This window comes from Brevundimonas bullata (genome assembly GCF_014207965.1).
Classification (GTDB): domain Bacteria; phylum Pseudomonadota; class Alphaproteobacteria; order Caulobacterales; family Caulobacteraceae; genus Brevundimonas; species Brevundimonas bullata_A.
The window spans coordinates 283,614-300,137 of sequence record NZ_JACHLM010000004.1 but is presented as its reverse complement, the minus strand read 5'-3'; the positions used below and the strand labels follow the sequence as shown (position 1 = coordinate 300,137).

The 16,524-nt window shown below is 67.1% G+C and carries 16 protein-coding genes and 1 riboswitch; of the genes, 5 read left to right on the top strand and 11 right to left on the bottom strand.

Going from position 1 to position 16,524, the window contains the following annotated elements:
* Positions 1-65 precede the first annotated feature (65 nt).
* From gcvPB to gcvT, 4 genes are all read right to left on the bottom strand, one after another.
* Positions 66-1,646 carry an aminomethyl-transferring glycine dehydrogenase subunit GcvPB gene (gcvPB, locus tag HNP51_RS13440; RefSeq protein WP_184271408.1) on the bottom strand — a complete coding sequence of 527 codons (1,581 nt, stop codon included), beginning with the start codon at positions 1,644-1,646 and terminating at the stop codon, positions 66-68.
* Between the two features lie 15 nt (positions 1,647-1,661).
* Positions 1,662-3,008 (bottom strand): aminomethyl-transferring glycine dehydrogenase subunit GcvPA, encoded by a 1,347-nt coding sequence (gene gcvPA, locus HNP51_RS13435; RefSeq protein ID WP_184271404.1) that lies wholly within the window; start codon positions 3,006-3,008, stop codon positions 1,662-1,664.
* A gap of 120 nt (positions 3,009-3,128) precedes the next feature.
* Entirely contained in the window at positions 3,129-3,494 is a 366-nt protein-coding gene (gene gcvH, locus HNP51_RS13430; protein WP_184271400.1) for a glycine cleavage system protein GcvH, read from the bottom strand.
* Between the two features lie 12 nt (positions 3,495-3,506).
* Positions 3,507-4,622, bottom strand: coding sequence for a glycine cleavage system aminomethyltransferase GcvT (gcvT, locus tag HNP51_RS13425; protein ID WP_184271397.1), 1,116 nt, complete (start codon positions 4,620-4,622; stop codon positions 3,507-3,509).
* 161 nt (positions 4,623-4,783) lie between these two features.
* Positions 4,784-4,882: riboswitch (glycine riboswitch) on the bottom strand.
* A 111-nt stretch (positions 4,883-4,993) separates the two neighbouring features.
* On the opposite strand from gcvT, the gene HNP51_RS13420 reads away from it, so the two are divergent.
* Complete coding sequence (locus HNP51_RS13420) at positions 4,994-5,962, top strand: class 1 fructose-bisphosphatase (RefSeq protein WP_184271393.1); 969 nt, start codon at positions 4,994-4,996, stop codon at positions 5,960-5,962.
* Positions 5,963-6,242: 280 nt separating this feature from the next.
* Here the strand turns inward: HNP51_RS13420 and HNP51_RS13415 are convergent, their stop codons facing one another.
* From HNP51_RS13415 to HNP51_RS13405, 3 genes are all read right to left on the bottom strand, one after another.
* On the bottom strand, positions 6,243-7,253 hold the full coding sequence (locus HNP51_RS13415) for an adenosine deaminase (protein WP_184271390.1): 1,011 nt from the start codon (positions 7,251-7,253) through the stop codon (positions 6,243-6,245).
* 245 nt (positions 7,254-7,498) lie between these two features.
* Complete coding sequence (gene argS, locus HNP51_RS13410) at positions 7,499-9,301, bottom strand: arginine--tRNA ligase (protein ID WP_184271388.1); 1,803 nt, start codon at positions 9,299-9,301, stop codon at positions 7,499-7,501.
* Between the two features lie 4 nt (positions 9,302-9,305).
* Positions 9,306-9,971 carry a Tat pathway signal sequence domain protein gene (locus HNP51_RS13405; protein ID WP_184271385.1) on the bottom strand — a complete coding sequence of 222 codons (666 nt, stop codon included), beginning with the start codon at positions 9,969-9,971 and terminating at the stop codon, positions 9,306-9,308.
* A gap of 149 nt (positions 9,972-10,120) precedes the next feature.
* Here HNP51_RS13405 and ispH point away from each other — a divergent pair, with 149 nt between their 5' ends.
* On the top strand, positions 10,121-11,092 hold the full coding sequence (gene ispH, locus HNP51_RS13400) for a 4-hydroxy-3-methylbut-2-enyl diphosphate reductase (protein WP_184271382.1): 972 nt from the start codon (positions 10,121-10,123) through the stop codon (positions 11,090-11,092).
* Positions 11,093-11,168: 76 nt separating this feature from the next.
* Here ispH and HNP51_RS13395 read toward each other — a convergent pair whose 3' ends face one another.
* Positions 11,169-11,735 (bottom strand): DUF3035 domain-containing protein, encoded by a 567-nt coding sequence (locus HNP51_RS13395; RefSeq protein WP_184271379.1) that lies wholly within the window; start codon positions 11,733-11,735, stop codon positions 11,169-11,171.
* A gap of 68 nt (positions 11,736-11,803) precedes the next feature.
* Positions 11,804-12,331: a signal peptidase II gene (gene lspA, locus HNP51_RS13390; protein ID WP_184271377.1), complete on the bottom strand. Its 528-nt coding sequence runs from the start codon at positions 12,329-12,331 to the stop codon at positions 11,804-11,806.
* 130 nt (positions 12,332-12,461) lie between these two features.
* Between lspA and HNP51_RS13385 the strand changes: the two genes are divergently transcribed.
* From HNP51_RS13385 to HNP51_RS13375, 3 genes are read left to right on the top strand one after another with little or no spacing between them, the layout of a single operon-like run.
* Complete coding sequence (locus HNP51_RS13385) at positions 12,462-13,331, top strand: TIGR01459 family HAD-type hydrolase (protein ID WP_184271374.1); 870 nt, start codon at positions 12,462-12,464, stop codon at positions 13,329-13,331.
* Positions 13,332-13,369: 38 nt separating this feature from the next.
* The gene (locus tag HNP51_RS13380; protein WP_184271371.1) at positions 13,370-13,831 is read left to right on the top strand and encodes a MaoC family dehydratase; all 462 of its coding nucleotides are present in this window, start codon (positions 13,370-13,372) and stop codon (positions 13,829-13,831) included.
* A 9-nt stretch (positions 13,832-13,840) separates the two neighbouring features.
* Entirely contained in the window at positions 13,841-14,770 is a 930-nt protein-coding gene (locus HNP51_RS13375; protein ID WP_184271368.1) for a bifunctional riboflavin kinase/FAD synthetase, read from the top strand.
* Positions 14,771-14,810: 40 nt separating this feature from the next.
* On the opposite strand, the gene HNP51_RS13370 is transcribed toward HNP51_RS13375, so the two are convergent.
* Both HNP51_RS13370 and HNP51_RS13365 read right to left on the bottom strand, forming a co-directional pair.
* Positions 14,811-15,275 carry a hypothetical protein gene (locus tag HNP51_RS13370; RefSeq protein WP_184271365.1) on the bottom strand — a complete coding sequence of 155 codons (465 nt, stop codon included), beginning with the start codon at positions 15,273-15,275 and terminating at the stop codon, positions 14,811-14,813.
* 68 nt (positions 15,276-15,343) lie between these two features.
* On the bottom strand, positions 15,344-16,516 hold the full coding sequence (locus HNP51_RS13365) for a carboxynorspermidine decarboxylase (RefSeq protein WP_184271361.1): 1,173 nt from the start codon (positions 16,514-16,516) through the stop codon (positions 15,344-15,346).
* Positions 16,517-16,524: the final 8 nt, after the last annotated feature.

The following is a 16,524-nucleotide window of genomic DNA, read 5'->3' as shown; positions in this document are numbered from 1 at the left end:
GTCTGAAAAGCAAAACGCCGTGTCTCGAAAGACACGGCGCTTCACTTCGGGTCGGGTTCGCTGCCTTACTCGGCGGCGATGTTGGAGCCTTCCGGGGCCGACCAGCGCAGACGCGGCGAGCGCGCGGCGCGGGTCTCGTCCAGACGCCGCAGGGGCGCATGGAAGGGCGCGCCCTTGAAGCGGTCGACGTCGCCGGCTTTCGCCGCCTCGGCCAGCAGGCGCATGGCGTTGATGAAGCGGTCCAGCTCCTGCTTGGATTCCGTCTCGGTCGGTTCGATCAGCATCGCCCCGTGGACGACCAGGGGGAAGTACATGGTCATCGGGTGGAAGCCTTCGTCGATCATCGCCTTGGCGAAGTCGAGCGTGGTGATGTCCGTGCCCTTCAGCCATTCGTCGTCGAACAGGGCCTCGTGCATGCACGGTCCCTCGGGGAAGGCGGCGCTCATCAGGTCCGACAGGCGGGCCTTGATGTAGTTGGCGTTGAGGACGGCGTCCTCGGCCACCTGACGCAGGCCGTCCGAGCCGTGGCTCATCATGTAGGACAGGGCGCGCACATACATGCCCATCTGCCCCTGGAAGGCGCACAGACGGCCAAAGGCCTGGGCCGCCTCGTCTTCCTCGCGCTCGACCAGCTTGTAGCCCTCGCCGGTGTTCACGACCCACGGGGCGGGCGCGAACGGGGCCAGGGCTTCCGACAGCACGACCGGACCGGCGCCGGGACCGCCGCCGCCGTGGGGCGTCGAGAAGGTCTTGTGCAGGTTGATGTGCATGGCGTCGACGCCGAGGTCGCCCGGACGAACGCGGCCGACGATGGCGTTGAAGTTGGCGCCGTCGCAATAGAAGTAGGCGCCCGCTTCGTGCGTCAGGCGGCTGATCTCCAGGATATCGCGCTCGAACAGGCCGCAGGTGTTCGGGTTGGTGACCATGATGGCGGCCACGTCCGGACCGAGCTTGGACGCCAAGTCGGCCACATCCACGCGGCCGTCGTCGGTCTGGGCGACCTCGACCACCGAATAGCCGACGAAGGCGGCGGTGGCCGGGTTGGTGCCGTGGGCCGAGGTCGGGACCAGAACCTTGCGGCGCTGCTCATGCTCCCCCTTGGCTTCGTGGGCGGCGCGGATGGCCATCAGGCCGCACAGCTCGCCGTGCGCGCCGGCCTTGGGCGACAGGGCGACCGCGGGCATGCCCGTCAGCGTCGTCAGCCAATGGGCCAGGTTGTCCATCAGCTCCAGCGCGCCCTGAACCGTCGATTGCGGCTGCAGCGGGTGGATATCCGAGAAGCCCGGCAGACGCGCCATCTTCTCGTTCAGGCGCGGGTTGTGCTTCATCGTGCACGAACCCAGCGGATAGATGGCCAGGTCGATGGCGTGGTTCTTCTGGCTCAGGCGCACATAGTGGCGCATGGCCTCCGGTTCCGACAGACCCGGAAGCCCAATGGGGTCCTTGCGGACCAGGTCGCCCAGGTCCGAACCGTCGGTGGCGGGCTCGGGCAGGTCGACCCCGGTCTTGCCCCAGCCTTCGCCTTCGAAGATCAGGTGCTCGTCCTGCAACAGGCCGCGCGCGCCCGTCAGGGTCGGGTGCTTGTAGTCGTTGTCCGGCAGGGCGTTCGGGGCGGTCGGACGGCCGACAGTGTTCATCGTGCTCATGGTTCCAAACTCCCTTTAGGCGGCCAGGACCTTGGCGAGCGCACCCGCCAGGATCTTGATGTCGGCGTCCAGCGTGGTCTCGGTCGCGGCGACCAGCAGGACATCGTCCAGACCCGCTTCCGGGGCCAGACGGCTGTAGGGCACGCCGGCCAGGATGCCGTTGTCGGCCAGGGTCTGAACCACCTCGGCGGCGTTCTTCGGCAGCTTGACCGCGAACTCGTTGAAGAAGCGCGGGGTCAGGACCTCGACGCCGGGAATGGCGGCCAGGGCGTCGCGGGTGGCGACGGCCTTCTCGTGGTTGAGCAGGGCCATCTGGCGCAGGCCCGTCTCACCCAGCAGGCTCATGTGGATGGTGAAGGCCAGGCAGCAGAGGCCCGAGTTGGTGCAGATGTTCGACGTGGCCTTGTCGCGGCGGATGTGCTGCTCGCGCGTGGACAGGGTCAGGACGAAGCCGCGACGACCGTCGGCGTCCACCGTCTCACCGCAGTAGCGGCCGGGGGTCTGGCGCAGCAGCTTCTCGCGGGTGGCGAACAGGCCGATGTAGGGGCCGCCGAAGTTCAGGGCGTTGCCGATCGACTGGCCTTCGGCCGCGACGATGTCGGCGCCCATTTCGCCGGGCGACTTGAGCAGGCCCATCGACACGGCTTCCGTGACGACGACGATCAGCAGGGCGCCGGCGGCGTGGGCGGCCTCGGCGATCTTGGTCAGGTCGGTGGCGGTGCCGAAGACGTTGGGGGTCTGGACGACGACGCAGGCGGTGTCCTTGTCGATGGCGGCGATGACGGCGTCTTCGGCGTCAACCGCAGCGGTCAGGGCCTGGGTCTCGACGCCGACGGCGTGGACGACGGTTTCGGTGGCCTTGACGTAGTGGGGATGCACGCCGCCCGAGATGACGGCCTTGTTGCGGCGGGTCACGCGGGTGGCCATCAGCACGCCCTCGGCCATGGCGGTCGAGCCGTCATAGAGCGAGGCGTTGGCGACCTCCATGCCGGTCAGGTTCGCGACCTGGGTCTGGAACTCGTACAGGTACTGCAGGGTCCCCTGGGCGATTTCCGGCTGGTAGGGGGTGTAGCTGGTCAGGAACTCCGACCGCTGGATCACGTGATCGACCGTGGCCGGGACGTGGTGCTTGTAGGCGCCGGCGCCGCAGAAGAAGGGCACGATCGAGGCCGTGGCGTTCTTGCCCGCCATGGCCGAGAGGGCCCGTTCGACCTCCAGCTCGCCCGCCACGCGGGGCAGGGCGACAAAGCCGTCGCGGCGCGCGGCCTGCGGCACGTCGATGAACAGGTCGTCGATGGATTTCGCGCCGATGGCGGCCAGCATGGCCTCACGGTCGTCGGGCGTCAGGGGGAGGTAGCGCATTACTTTATTCCGCTCATCCCCGCGGAAGCGGGGACCCAGGTTTAAGCTTCAAACACCGCTGCTTGATCCCAAAGAGCTGGGTCCCCGCTTCCGCGAGGCTGAGCGGAGAAGGCGGGAGCCTTAAAGGGTGGTCAGGTAGGCGTCGTAGGCGGCCTGATCCATCAGGGCTTCGACGGCCGAGGCGTCAGAGACCTTGATCTTGGCGAACCAGCCTTCGCCTTCGGGATCGGCGTTGACGGTTTCCGGGGCCGAGGCCAGGGCGGCGTTGCCCTCGACCACTTCGCCGGCGACCGGGGCGTAAACGTCCGAAGCGGCCTTGACCGATTCTACGACGGCGAAGCTGTCGCCGACCGAGACGGTCTTGCCGGCTTCCGGCGTCTCGACGAACACCACGTCGCCCAGGGCGTCAGCAGCGTGCTTGGAGATGCCGACCGTGGCGACGTCGCCCTCGAGGCGAACCCACTCGTGATCTTTGGTGAAGCGCATGTGTCTGATCTCTCAGGCTTTAGGTTTGCGATAATAGCGAGTGGCCACGAAGGGTGTGGCGACGACTTCGGCGGCGGCGGGTTTGCCGCGCACGATGACTTTCAGGTCCGTTCCCAGTTCGGCGAAGGCCGGCGGGACGTAGCCCATGGCGATGTTGTGTCCCAAGGTTGGCGAGGGGCCGCCCGAGGTGATCTTGCCGATGATGTTTCCGTCCATGTCGGCGATCTCGGCGCCTTCGCGGGCCGGGGCGCCTTCCTTGACGTTCAGGCCGATGCGGACGCGCGACGAGCCGTCGGCCAGTTCTTTCAGGATGCGTTCGGCGCCGTTGAAGTCGGCGGCTTCCTTGCGCGACTTGGACAGGGCGAAGGTCAGCGCGGCCTCGACCGGGGTGGTTCCGGCGTCGATGTCGTGGCCGTGCAGGGGCAGACCGGCTTCGAGGCGCAAGGAGTCGCGGGCGCCCAGGCCGATCGGCTTCACGCGGGCGTCGGACAGCAGCAGGTTCCAGACCCGCTCGGCATCGGCGTTCGGCACGGAAATCTCATAGCCGTCTTCGCCGGTGTAGCCCGAGCGCGAGACGAAGCAGTCGACGCCGAACAGCATCAGACGGGCCGAATCCATGAAGCCCATCTCGGCCAGAGCGGGTTCGTGCTTGGCCATGACCTCGGCGGCTTCCGGCCCCTGGATGGCCAGCAGAGCGCGGTCGTCCAGGACGGTCAGCTTGGCGTCGCCCGCCAGATTGGCGTTCAGGAAGGCGAAGTCGGCGTCCTTGTTGCCGGCGTTGACCACGACATAGAGGCCGTCATGGTCGGGCTTGCCCGCCATCAGGTCGTCCATGATGCCGCCCTCGGCGTTCAGCAGCAGGGAATACTTCTGCTTGCCGGCCTTCAGGATTTCATAGTCGCCAGGGACGAAGCGCTGGAACTGCGCAATCGCGTCGGCGCCTGTGATCTTGGCCTGACCCATGTGCGAGACGTCGAACAGGCCGGCGTGTTCGCGGGTCCAGCGGTGCTCGGCCAGGACGCCTTCGTACTGGACCGGCATGTCATAGCCGCCGAAGCCGACCATGCGGGCGCCAAGGGCGCGGTGCGCCGCGTTGAGGGGGGTGGTCTTCAGGGCCTGGTCGCTCATCGAGCATCCTCCGGTCGCGGGTTGCGGCGATAGCTTCGCCGTCGTCGCGCCCCCGCTGTCCTGAAGCCTGAGAGATTCCGACCGTCGCCCAGGGGGCGAGCAGCCTTGCTCCGTCGGCGCGCCCATGAATCCCGGGAAGGGGGGCGACTTTCCAGCGTCCGTGCGCCCTCGCGGTCCTTTTGCCTGAGCGTTTCCGGGGCGGTTGCGCCTTCGGCCCCGACAGCCGTTACACGACCGCCGATCTCTCCCGCGAGAGCGCTCGACCTAAGGCCCCGACTCCGGGCCGAAGTCAAGCGGCGCCGGACTTGCCGTGTACGATCCGAAAGGCCATGAGGAGCCGAACTGCTCTCGTGACAGGATTGAACGCCGCCATGACCGCCCGTACCGACCTCGCCGCCCACCTGGCCTCGCTCGCTCTGCCGCAGGCTCTGAGCCAGACTCTGACGGCCGCCGCCGCCGCCTGCGTCGAGATCCGCAAGATCGTCTCGGGCGGGGCTCTGGTCGGCGCCTTGGGCGCATCCGGCGTCGTCAACGTCCAGGACGAGGAGCAGAAGAAGCTCGACGTCATCTCCAACGACGTCCTGACGGATATGCTGTTGGCCTGCCCGGCCGTGGCGGGCGTGGCGTCCGAGGAGATGGATACGGTCCAGCCGGCGACGAACCCGACGGGCGAATACCTGGTCCTGTTCGACCCGCTGGACGGCTCGTCCAACATCGACATCAATGCGCCGGTCGGCACCATCGTCTCGGTGCTGAAGGCGCCCTCGGCGACGCCGACCGAGGCCGACTTCCTGCAGTCCGGCCGTCATCAGGTCGCGGCGCTCTATGCCGTCTATGGCGGTCAGACCATGCTGGTGCTGACCACGGGCCAGGGCGTGGCCGGCTTCACCCTGTCGCATGACGGCCAGTGGCTGATGACGCACGAGCGGATCACGGTCCCGGCGGACACCAAGGAGTTCGCCATCAACATGTCGAACCAGCGCCACTGGGCCGAGAGCGTGCAGCGCTACATCGACGGTTGCCTGCAGGGCGCGGACGGTCCTCGGGGCAAGAATTTCAACATGCGCTGGGTCGCCGCCATGGTAGCCGACGTCCACCGCATCCTGATGCGCGGCGGGGTCTTCCTCTACCCGTGGGACAAGCGCGAGCCGAACAAGCCCGGCAAGCTGCGCTTGATGTACGAAGGCAACCCCATGGCCTTCCTGATCGAACAGGCAGGCGGCAAGGCGACGACGGACGGCAAACAGGCCATTCTGGACGTGACCCCGACCGAACTGCACCAGCGCATCCCGGTGGCCCTCGGCTCGGCCAACGAGGTCGATCAGATCGCGGCGGCGTAACCTTCACACCGTCATCCCGGCCAAGCCTCGCAGAGCCGGACACAACGCCAAAAAATCCCGCTCATCCCGGCGGACGCCGGGATCCAGTGCTTTGGCTTCAAGCACGACGCAGTACGACGCGTGATATAGCCGATGCGCGTGGAGCTCTTACTGGATCCCGGCGTCCGCCGGGATGAGCGGTAAGGGAGAGGGGCCTACACACCCCGCGACAATCAAACGGATGCGCTTCCGGCGGTCCCGGATCAGGCCTTCGGCCTGTCCGGGATGACGAAAGAGAAGATCAGTGCGCCGCCGCGTAGGCGTCCACTTCTGCAATCCGCGCGGCCTTGTCGGCGTCGCTCAGGAAGCTGCCCTCGAAGCTGTTCTTCGCCAGCTGCGTCACCTGCTCGCGCGTCAGGCCTACCGCGTTCGCCAACTGGATGTAGTTGGCGTTCACATAGCCGCCGAAATAGGAGGGGTCGTCCGAGTTCAGCGTCACGTGCAGGCCGCGGCGCAGCATCTCGGGGACCGGGTGGTCCTTCAGGTCCTTGACTACGCACAGCTTCAGGTTCGACAGGGGGCAGACCGTCAGGGTCATCTGCTCGGCGGCCAGACGAGCGATCAGGGCCTCGTCCTCCATCGAGCGGTTGCCGTGGTCCATGCGGTCGATGTGCAGCAGGTCCAGGGCCTCCTGCACATAGGCGGGCGGGCCTTCCTCGCCAGCGTGGGCGCATAGTTTCAGGCCCAGATCACGGGCGGCGGCGAAGACGCGCTGGAACTTGGACGGCGGGTGGCCGACCTCCGACGAATCCAGCCCGACGCCGATGAAGTGGTGCAGATAGGGCTTGGCGGCCTCCAGCGTGGCGAAGGCTTCGTCCTCGCTCAGGTGGCGCAGGAAGCTCAGGATCAGGCCGCTGGTGACGCCCAGCTCGGCCTTGGCCCGGTCCATGCCCGCGATCAGGCCCTCGACCACCACGCCGAAGGGCACGCCCCGGTCGGTATGGGTCTGGGGATCGAAGAAGATCTCGGCGTGGCGCACGTTGTCGGCGGCGGCGCGCTGGAAATAGGCGAAGGCCAGATCCTCGAAATCCTTGCGCGTCAGCAGCACGGCGGCGCCCGCGTAATAGATGTCGAGGAAGTCCTGAAGGTTCGAGAAGTCATAGGCCGCGCGCACGGCCTCGACGCTGTCGTAGGGGATGGCGACGCCGTTGCGCTGCGCCAGTTCGAACATCAGTTCGGGCTCGAGCGAGCCCTCGATGTGCAGATGCAGTTCGGCCTTGGGCAGGCCGGCGATGAAGGCGTCGAGGGACATGGGGGAGGCTCCGTAACTTGGCCTCGACCTTAGCGAATGCGCCCCTGTCCGTCACCAGCAGAGCCCCTCTCCCGGCGGGAGAGGGCTTGAGCCCCGGAGAGCGAAGCGATCCGTAAGGCGAAAGGGTGAGGGGCTAACGGTCCTGTCGGCGTAAGCCGTAGCGCAACGGCTCACGCCGACTGAAAGCGTCGACCCTCATCCGGCCCTTCGGGCCACCTTCTCCCATCGGGAGAAGGGCGCTGACATTACATCCGCTCGGGCGTCTCGATGCCCAGCAGGCCCAGCGCCGTTTCCAGCTGGTGCAGGCTGGCGGCGGCCAGGGCCAGGCGCGAGCCCTTGGTGGCGGCGTCCGGCGCGACCAGAATCGGGCAGGCGGCGTAGAACTTGGAGAAGCTCTGCGCCAGGCGATAGGCGTGCTCGGCGATCAGGTTGGGCGAGCGCTTGTCATAGGCGTCCGCTGTGGCCGCATCGAAGGCGTCCAGCGTCAGGGCCAGGTCGCGTTCGGCCGGTTCGACGATGGCGATGGGGGCGATCTCGACGCCCTGATCGGCCGCCTTGCGCAGCAGGGATTTCACCCGCACGGCCTGATACAGCAGATAGGGGCCGGTCTTGCCCTCGAAGCTCATGAAGCGGTCGAGATCGAAGACGTAGCTGGTGGTGCGATTGTTCGACAGGTCGGCGAATTTCAACGCGGCGACCGCCACCTTGCGGGCGATGTCCTCGAACTCGGCTTCCGGCAGGTCGTCGCCGAGTTTGGCTTCCTTCAGACGCTCGCGCGCCTTGTCGGTGGCCATGGTGATCAGGTCGTGCAGCTTCAGCACGCCGCCCGCGCGAGTCTTGAACGGCTTGCCGTCGGCCCCGTTCATGGTGCCAAAGCCAAGGTGCTCCAGCGACTTCTCGGGCGCGTAACCGGCCAGATAAGCGGCCCGGAACACCTGTTCGAAATGCTCGGCCTGACGCTCGTCGACGACGTAGAGGATCAGGTCGGGGTCGATGGACTTGCGGCGGTCCAGAATGGTGGCCAGGTCGGTCGTGCCGTACATGGCCGAGCCTTCCGACGACACCACCAGCAGGGGCGGCGGGCTGGGGGCCTCGATGACCGAGCCGTCGGCCAGCTTCTTCTTGCGGGTCTCGCCGGGCCTGGCGACGTGGACCACCTGGGCGCCGTCGTCCTCGACCAGCAGGCCGGTTTCCTTCAGATGCGCCAGCATTTCCGGCATCAGGGGATCGGCGTCGGACTCGCCGTTCCACAGGTCGAAGGTGACATCGAGCGCGCCGAATTCACGCTCCAGCGCGGTGCGGCTGACGGCGACGAAATGGGCCCACAGGGCGCGGTAGCCGGGGCGACCAGCCTGCAGTTCTGCGGTGGCCTTGCGGGCGCGGTCGCGGAAGGCGGGGTCTTCCTTGGCCTTGGCGGCGGCCTGCGGATAGAGGCGTTCCAGGTCTTCCAACGTGACCGGGCTGTTGGCGGGGAAGGGGCCGTCGCCGTCGGCCATGAACGGCAGGGCGAGGCCTTCGTCGCCGCAGGCGGTGATCAGCAGGCCCATCTGGAAGCCCCAGTCGCCGAAGTGGGCGTCGCCCCAGACGATGTCGCCGCGGAAGCGGAACAGCCGCTTCAGGCTCTCGCCGATGATGGAGGAGCGCAGGTGGCCGACGTGCATCGGCTTGGCCACGTTGGGACCGGCGTAGTCGATGACGACCTTGCGCGACGGCGTGTTCAGCGAGGCGCCGGCCAGGGTCTCGTCGGCGGCCACCTCGGCGGCGCGCTGGGCCAGGGCGGCGTCAGACAGTTTCAGGTTGATGAAGCCGGGGCCGGCGACCTCGACCGAGGACAGGCGCGGATCGTTGCTGAGACGCTCGGCGACCTTGGCGGCCAGTTCGCGCGGGTTGGCCTTCAGCGCCTTGGCGGCGGCCAGGGCGCCGTTGGACTGGAAGTCGGCCAGGTCGGGGCGGTCGGAGGCGACCACGCGGGCCAGGGCGGCGTCCACGCCTTCGGCGGCGAAGGCGGTGGCGACCGCTTCGCTGAGAGAGGTCTTGAGATCGGTCATGTGCTTAGGGGTTCGGTTGGGTCTGGCCGGCGGTGACGCGGAAGCGGCTGCCCGAGCGGTTGAACTCGGCCATCTCCGGCGTGATGTCGAAGCCGATCAGGACTTCGAAATTATTGCCGCTGGTGGTGGCGTCGGCGCGGGGGATGACGATGGTCTGCGCCTGCTGGACCGAGGTGGTGGTCTGGCCGTCGAAGTTCACCGGCAGATCGAAATATTCCTTGGCCAGAACAGCGCTGTTCCGCTCGGTCACGGCCACCCAGTAGCGATAGGTGCGGCCGTCGCCAGAGGCCTGCGGACCCTTGCCGAGGTTGAACAGGACGTTGAAGTCCAGGCGGATCGGATCGGCGTCGCGATAGACGCAATCGGCAGTGACGCCCTCGATCTCGCCGGTGAAACCGACGCCTGCCGTGGAGGGGCGGCTGAAGTCAGCCATCTCGACATAGCGGGCGGCGTCGTACAGCACCTTCACATAGGGGCAGGGGCCGGCGTTGGCGCGGCGCGACAGCGGTGCGATGCGCACCTGGCGCGAGCGCTGCGACGTGCCCTGGTCGGGGGATTGTTCACGGCTCTGCTGGCCGCCTGGACGGCCGCCGGACTGGGCCTCGGCGGATTGGGGAATCAGCGCGGCCGCGAGGGAGAGGGCGGCGAGGGCGGTCAGGACGCGACGCATCAGGAGCTTTCCGGCAGTCGAAGGGGGCGCGGGACGATCGGACGTCCGACCAAGCCACGCTCGGTGGTGATAGCGGCTAAAGCGAGGCGCGGCAAACGCGACCATGCAGCCGGTGGCGGTAAGCCGCTTGAGCGACTAGGTTCCGGGCCATGAACGCGCCCGTATCGCCCTCCGCCTTTGAACGCCGCCCCCTCCACGTGCGCCTCGCCACGCCGCGCGGCTTCTGCGCCGGGGTGGACCGGGCCATCCAGATCGTGGAGCGCGCCATCGAGAAGTTCGGCGCCCCCGTCTATGTGCGCCATGAGATCGTTCACAACCGCCACGTCGTCGAGCGGCTGAAGGGCATGGGCGCCGTCTTCGTCAAGGAACTGGACGAATGCCCTGACGACCGGCCGGTCGTCTTTTCGGCCCACGGCGTGCCCAAGTCGGTGCCGGCGACCGCTCGGGCGCGCGAGCTGCTGTTCCTCGACGCCACCTGTCCCCTGGTGTCCAAGGTCCATGTCGAGGCCGAGCGCCATCACGAGCAGGGCCGCCACATCATCCTGATCGGCCACGCCGGTCACCCGGAGGTGGTGGGAACCATGGGGCAGCTGCCGCCGGGTTCGATCAGTCTGGTCGAGACGGTGGCGGACGCAGAAAACTTCCAGCGGCCTGGGGATCAACCTCTGGCCTACGCCACGCAGACGACGCTGTCAGTGGACGATACGGCCGACATCCTGGCGGCGCTGAAGCGGCGCTTCCCGGAACTGCCGGACCCGCACAAGGAAGACATCTGCTACGCCACCACCAACCGGCAAGAGGCGGTCAAACGTCTGGGCGAGGGCTGTCAGCTGGTGCTGGTGGTTGGGTCCAAGAACTCGTCCAACTCGGCGCGTCTGGTCGATGTGGCGCTCAAGGCCGGGGCGGGCGACGCCCGTCTGGTCGATGACGCCAGCGACGTCGAGTGGTCCTGGTTCGAGGGGGTGACGACCGTGGGCGTCACCGCCGGGGCCTCGGCGCCCGAACCTCTGATCGAGGCCCTGATCGACGCCATCCGCCATCGGTTCGATGCGACCGTGACCGAGGACGACGGCGCGCGAGAAACCGTATCGTTCAAACTGCCCCGCGTTCTGACGGCCTGACGGACAGAGGTCCGCAAGGAAAAGGGCGCGTCCGTCGAAACGAACGCGCCCCTGATTCTCTTCGCCTTCAGTCTTTTTAGAGGCCGGGCAGCTTGAAGCCGCGATCCTGACGCGGGGTGATGGCGATGCCTTGCCGGCCGCCCGTCAGGGCCTGCAGACGGGCGTGTTCGGTGGTGGCGTCGACAGTGCGCGCGCCTTCCGCCGTCTGGGTGACGGTCGGAGCCTGGGTCGCAGGGTCGTTCTTGCGCCAGAACAGCACGCGGTTGGCCCAGCTTTCTTCCTTGTGGGCCAGGTCGCCGAACTCGTCATCGACAACGTAGCGGGCCAGGGGATCGGCGCGGTCGGCGCCGGCCTGGGTCACCAGGGCCTGTTCGCCGCCGGTGCGGGTCACAGCCTGGCGCTGACCCAGCAGGATCTGACGGGCGGCGCTTTCGGGGGCCAGTTCCTGCGGACGGGGCTGGCCCGGCGACGGCGGGGTCAGGCCGTATTCCGGCGGCAGCGACAGAGGGGCGCTGGCGACGGTGACGAATTCGTCGGGAACGACCTTCGACAGGCCAATGCTTTGCTTCACGCTGGCGCAGGCGGTCAGGCTGAGGGCGGTAGTGGCGAAAAGGGCCACGGTAACGGCGTTGCGGATACGCATAAGGTCAGCTCGGCTCCGGGAGGCGCGCCCAACGGCGCTGGCTCGGGACGACAGTGAAGAGGGGGTGATTACGACTTTTCGTTGGCCACGCCAACCGTTGGACGACGTTCGGAGAGGAAGCTGTCCAGGATCAGCAGGACGACGCCCACGGTGATGCCTGCGTCGGCAATGTTGAAAATCCACGGAAACAGGCCCGATCCCGAGAAGTCGAGGAAGTCCACGACCCCGCCGAAACGGATGCGGTCGAAAACGTTGCCCAGGGCGCCGCCCATGACCAGGCCGATGGCCGCGGCCAGCAGCTTGCGATCCGAGCGCGTCGCCCAGACGGCGAGGGCGATCGCCACCAGGACCGAGAAGACGCTCAGGACCCAGCGTCCTGCGCCGCCGCCGAACAGGCCGAAGCTGACGCCGGTGTTCAGCACATAGGTCAGGTTGAAGAAGGGCGGGGCGACCTCGGCGATGCGATAGCCGTCGGGGATCTGCGAGATGTGCGCTGCGTCGATGGCGCCCAGGACCCAGGCCTTGGTCAGCTGGTCCAACACGATGACGACGAGGGCGATGCCGTAGGCGGCATAGGCGAGGCGAGAAATTTTCATGTCTCAAGCCGGTTAGCAGGAAGCAGGGCGAGGGCGAAGAGGGAAATCAACGCGGGTTTGATGCCTGGCCGATGGGGCAAGGGGCCGGTTGCGGCCTTCCCCCCTGCGTTCGGGGGGCTATAACCGGACCATGACCCTGCCTCACGCCCTGCCTCACCTGTCCGCTGTCGCCGACGACTATGACATCCTGCTGTGCGACGTCTGGGGCGTGATCCACAACGGCCGCGAGAGCTGGCCCACCGCCTGCACCGCCCTGGCCGATTTCAACGCCAAGGGCGGCCATGTCGTCCTGATCTCCAACTCGCCGCGCCCGTCCTCGGATGTGGTGGCGCAGCTGGATGCGCTCGGCGTGCCGCGCAGCGCCTGGAAGGCCTTCGTCACCTCGGGCGACGCCACCCGCGCCGAACTGGCCCGCCGCGCCCCTGGCCCGGCGTGGATCATCGGCCCGGACCGCGACTTCGTTCTGTACGAGGGGCTGAACCTGACCAGCGCCCATGACGCGACGGACGCCGCCTTCCTGTCCGTCACCGGCCTGTTCGACGACGCGACCGAGACGCCCGAGGACTACCGCGAACGCCTGATCCCCGCCGTCGAGCGCGATCTGGAGCTGATCTGCGCCAACCCCGACCGCATCGTGCAGAAGGGCGACAGCATCATCTACTGCGGCGGCGCCATCGCCGACCTCTACGAGTCCATGGGCGGACGCGTGGTCATGGCGGGCAAGCCCTTCGGCCCCATCTACGAACTGGCCTTGCGCGAGGCGCAAAAGCTGATGGGCCGTCCGGTGGATCGTTCGCGCGTCCTGTGCATCGGCGACGGCGTCATCACCGATGTTCTGGGCGCGGCCGAGCAGGCGCTGGACTGCCTGTTCATCGCGCAGGGCATCCACGGCGACGCGGCCAAGGGGCCGGACGGAACCCTGGATCCGGCGCTTGCCGGTGAATTGCTCCGAGCCGAGACGACCTTCGCCCGCTACGCCGCGCTCGAACTGGCCTGGTGAGGCTCGCCATTTCGTCGCACCTGCCGTAAAGGCCGCTGATGGTCGAATACGTCACACAGCATCCGTCGGGCGGTTACATCCTCGATGAACTCCACGTCGGCATGGCCGCAGAGAAGACCGTCCACGTCACCGAGGACCGTATTCGCCTGTTCGCCGAGGCGTCGGACGACTTCAATCCGGTGCACCTGGACGAAGAATTTGCGTCCAAGACCGCCTATCGCGGCCGAATCGCCCACGGCCTGTTGAGCGCCGCCTTCGGCTCGGCCGTGGTCGGCACCATCCTGCCGGGCGCTGGGTCCATCTATATTTCGCAGACCCTGGCCTTCCACTTCCCGGTCCGCATCGGCGATTCGGTCCGCATCGTCATCACGGTGATCGAGATGGAGTCCGACAGCGCCCGCGTCGAACTGAAATGCGAAGGCTTTGTCGGCGACAAGCTGATCATGGACGGCGTGGCCGTCGTGCGCGTGCCGCGTCGGCGCAAGCCCTCGGCCCGCTGAGCCCCCGACGTGGTTGAGGTCATTCGCGGCTGGCGCGGCCTGCCGGCCTCGCAACGCGGGGCGGCGGTGGCCGTCGGCGCGTTTGACGGCGTGCACCGCGGTCATCAGGCGGTGATCGCCTCGGCCCGAGAGGCGGCCCAGCGTCTGGGTGCGCCGCTGGGCGTCGTCAGCTTCGACCCGCACCCGCGTCGGTTATTCCAGCCGGACGCCGCGCCTTTCCGTCTGATGACCCCGGACCAGATGGCTCGGGCTCTGGCGCCGCTGGGCGTCGACCGCCTTTACCTGATCCCCTTCGACGCCGAGATGGCCGGGATGACCGACGAGGCGTTCGCCCGTCGTGTCCTGTCCGAAGGTCTGGGCATCGCCCACGCCGCCGTCGGCTTCGACTTCACCTTCGGCAAGGGCCGTTCCGGCTCGCCCGCCCTGCTGCGCACCTATGGCGAAACCCTGGGCTTCACCGTCTCCGTCACCGACCGCATCGACGACGCCTCGGGCCTGAAGCTGTCATCGTCCGCCGTACGCGAGGCGCTGAAGGCCGGCGACATGGACCGCGCCGCCGCCATCCTGGGCCGCCCCTACGCCATCCAGGGCGAGGTGATCCACGGCGACAAGCGCGGCCGCACCATCGGCGTGCCGACCGCCAACATCGCCATGGGCGACTATATGCGCCCCGCCTACGGGGTCTATGCCACGCGCACCCGTTTGCAGGACGGCCGGGTCGTGAAGGGCGTCGCCAACCTGGGCGTCCGCCCCATGTTCGAGATTGAACAGCCTCTGCTGGAAGTCTGGCTGCTGGACTTCAACGAGAGCCTCTACGGCCAGACCATTGAGACCGAACTGGTCGCCTTCCTGCGCGGCGAGATGAAGTTCGACGGGCTGGATGAACTGAAGGTCCAGATCGAGGCGGACGCGTCGGCGGCGCGGGCCGTGCTGGGCTGACCGCTCTTCGGTTCGGATCTCGTGCTGCCTAAAACAGCTATTAGCTAGCTGAAAAGTCGAGAAATAAATCGGCTGCGGAGGCTGGTGTATATTCGGCATCGTAGCCTTCCAGCTCTTTTGCCAACCTGGGGTTGCTCGCTGGAGCGTCGCTGTTGATGACTTGGATAATGAAGTCTGGTCTGCGTCCCAGCCGATCCAATAGGCGCAGCACAGTCGCTCCCTCGATGACAACTGGTCGCTGCCGTTCAGGGTCTTCTTGGTCGAGCCTGGTGCCAATGACCTGGTCGATTAAATCCTCATGGTGTTCCATCGCTCCACACGCTCGGCGAAGGAACAGGTCCGTCTCGATCAGCGAGACATTGAAGCGGTAAGCTAGATATCGCCCCAGAGAAGTTTTGCCGACGCCCGGCAGTCCAGTGATTGCGACGATTTTGCCGGGTAAATTGTGAAGCGCAGGTTTTAACGCTTCGACAGCCGGTTCGTAGTTGCGTTCGTTCTGAAACATCGATGACCATTAGGCTCTATGAGTGGTTTCTCGATTTCGAGCGCTGAACTACAACGCCGCTCGTCACCTCACGACAGCCGGTCGCGGAACTCCGTCCAGTCGAACTCCTTGACCATCCGCAGCTCGTCCGTGGCGCTGTTCCACAGGGCGATGGCGGGCAGGGGGACGCCGTTGAAGGTGTTGGTCTTCACCATCGAATAGTGGGCCTGATCGAGGAAGGCGAGGCGCGTTCCGGGCGTCGGGCGTTCGGCGAAGACGTAGTCGCCGATGATGTCGCCGGCCAGGCAGGACGGACCGCCCAGACGCACTGTGACGCCGTCCGCGGGTTCATGCAGCATGGCGGGGCGGTAGGGGGCCTCAATCACGTCCGGCATATGGCAGGTGGCTGAAATGTCGGTGATGGCGATGGGCATGCCGTTGTCGAAGACGTCCAGCACCTCGCCGATCAGGATGCCGGCGTCCAGCGCCACGGCCTCGCCCGGCTCCAGATAGACCTGCACCCCGTGGCGTTCGGCGATCTTGTTCAGGAAGGCGACTAGACGGTCGGTCTGGTAGTCGGCGCGGGTCACGTGGTGGCCGCCGCCGAGGTTCAGCCACTTCACCCCGCCCAGCAGGGGCGCCAGCTTGGGCTCCACCGCCGCCCAGATACGGGCCAGGGGCTCGAAATCCTGTTCGCACAGGGCGTGGATATGCAGGCCGTCGACGCCCTGCATATGCTCGGGGCGCAGCTGCGACACCGGGAATCCCAGACGCGAGCAGGGCTGGGCCGGGTCGTACTTGGCGACCTCGCCCTCGGAGTGTTCGGGGTTCAGCCGCAGGCCGATCTCGAAGGTCTCGCCAGCCGCGCGGGCCTCTGCGATCAGGTCGGCGAAGCGCGTGACCTGATCCGGCGAGTTGAAGATGACGTGGTCGGACAGGCGCAGGATCTCGGGCAGATCCTCGGCCTTGTAGGCGGGCGAATAGGTGGTCAGCTCGCCCTTGTAGAACTCGCGCGCCAGCCGCGCCTCCCACAGACCGGAGGCGCAGACGCCGTCGAGGTATTCCCCGACGACGTCCGCCAGCGACCACATGGAAAAGGCCTTGAGCGCCAGCAGGACCCGGGCATTGCCCCGGTCGCGCACGTCCTTCAGCACGGCCAGATTGCGCCGCACCGCAGCCTCGTCCACCACGAAAGCGGGCGAGGCGACGCGGTTCAGATCAAAATGAGCAAAGGCTCCGGGATCGCCGGCCTTGGTTTCCATGTCGTCTT

Bases quoted from the DNA above. Each gene is read 5' to 3' on its own strand.
- HNP51_RS13395 (WP_184271379.1), bottom strand. From the start codon at position 11,735: ATGCGTATCCGCAACGCCGTTACCGTGGCCCTTTTCGCCACTACCGCC.
- HNP51_RS13370 (WP_184271365.1), bottom strand. From the start codon at position 15,275: ATGTTTCAGAACGAACGCAACTACGAACCGGCTGTCGAAGCGTTAAAA.
- argS (WP_184271388.1), bottom strand. From the start codon at position 9,301: ATGACCGATCTCAAGACCTCTCTCAGCGAAGCGGTCGCCACCGCCTTC.
- HNP51_RS13365 (WP_184271361.1), bottom strand. From the start codon at position 16,516: ATGGAAACCAAGGCCGGCGATCCCGGAGCCTTTGCTCATTTTGATCTG.
- HNP51_RS13380 (WP_184271371.1), top strand. From the start codon at position 13,370: ATGGTCGAATACGTCACACAGCATCCGTCGGGCGGTTACATCCTCGAT.
- gcvPA (WP_184271404.1), bottom strand. From the start codon at position 3,008: ATGCGCTACCTCCCCCTGACGCCCGACGACCGTGAGGCCATGCTGGCC.
- HNP51_RS13415 (WP_184271390.1), bottom strand. From the start codon at position 7,253: ATGTCCCTCGACGCCTTCATCGCCGGCCTGCCCAAGGCCGAACTGCAT.
- ispH (WP_184271382.1), top strand. From the start codon at position 10,121: ATGAACGCGCCCGTATCGCCCTCCGCCTTTGAACGCCGCCCCCTCCAC.
- gcvPB (WP_184271408.1), bottom strand. From the start codon at position 1,646: ATGAGCACGATGAACACTGTCGGCCGTCCGACCGCCCCGAACGCCCTG.
- HNP51_RS13405 (WP_184271385.1), bottom strand. From the start codon at position 9,971: ATGCGTCGCGTCCTGACCGCCCTCGCCGCCCTCTCCCTCGCGGCCGCG.
- lspA (WP_184271377.1), bottom strand. From the start codon at position 12,331: ATGAAAATTTCTCGCCTCGCCTATGCCGCCTACGGCATCGCCCTCGTC.
- HNP51_RS13420 (WP_184271393.1), top strand. From the start codon at position 4,994: ATGACCGCCCGTACCGACCTCGCCGCCCACCTGGCCTCGCTCGCTCTG.
- gcvT (WP_184271397.1), bottom strand. From the start codon at position 4,622: ATGAGCGACCAGGCCCTGAAGACCACCCCCCTCAACGCGGCGCACCGC.
- HNP51_RS13385 (WP_184271374.1), top strand. From the start codon at position 12,462: ATGACCCTGCCTCACGCCCTGCCTCACCTGTCCGCTGTCGCCGACGAC.
- gcvH (WP_184271400.1), bottom strand. From the start codon at position 3,494: ATGCGCTTCACCAAAGATCACGAGTGGGTTCGCCTCGAGGGCGACGTC.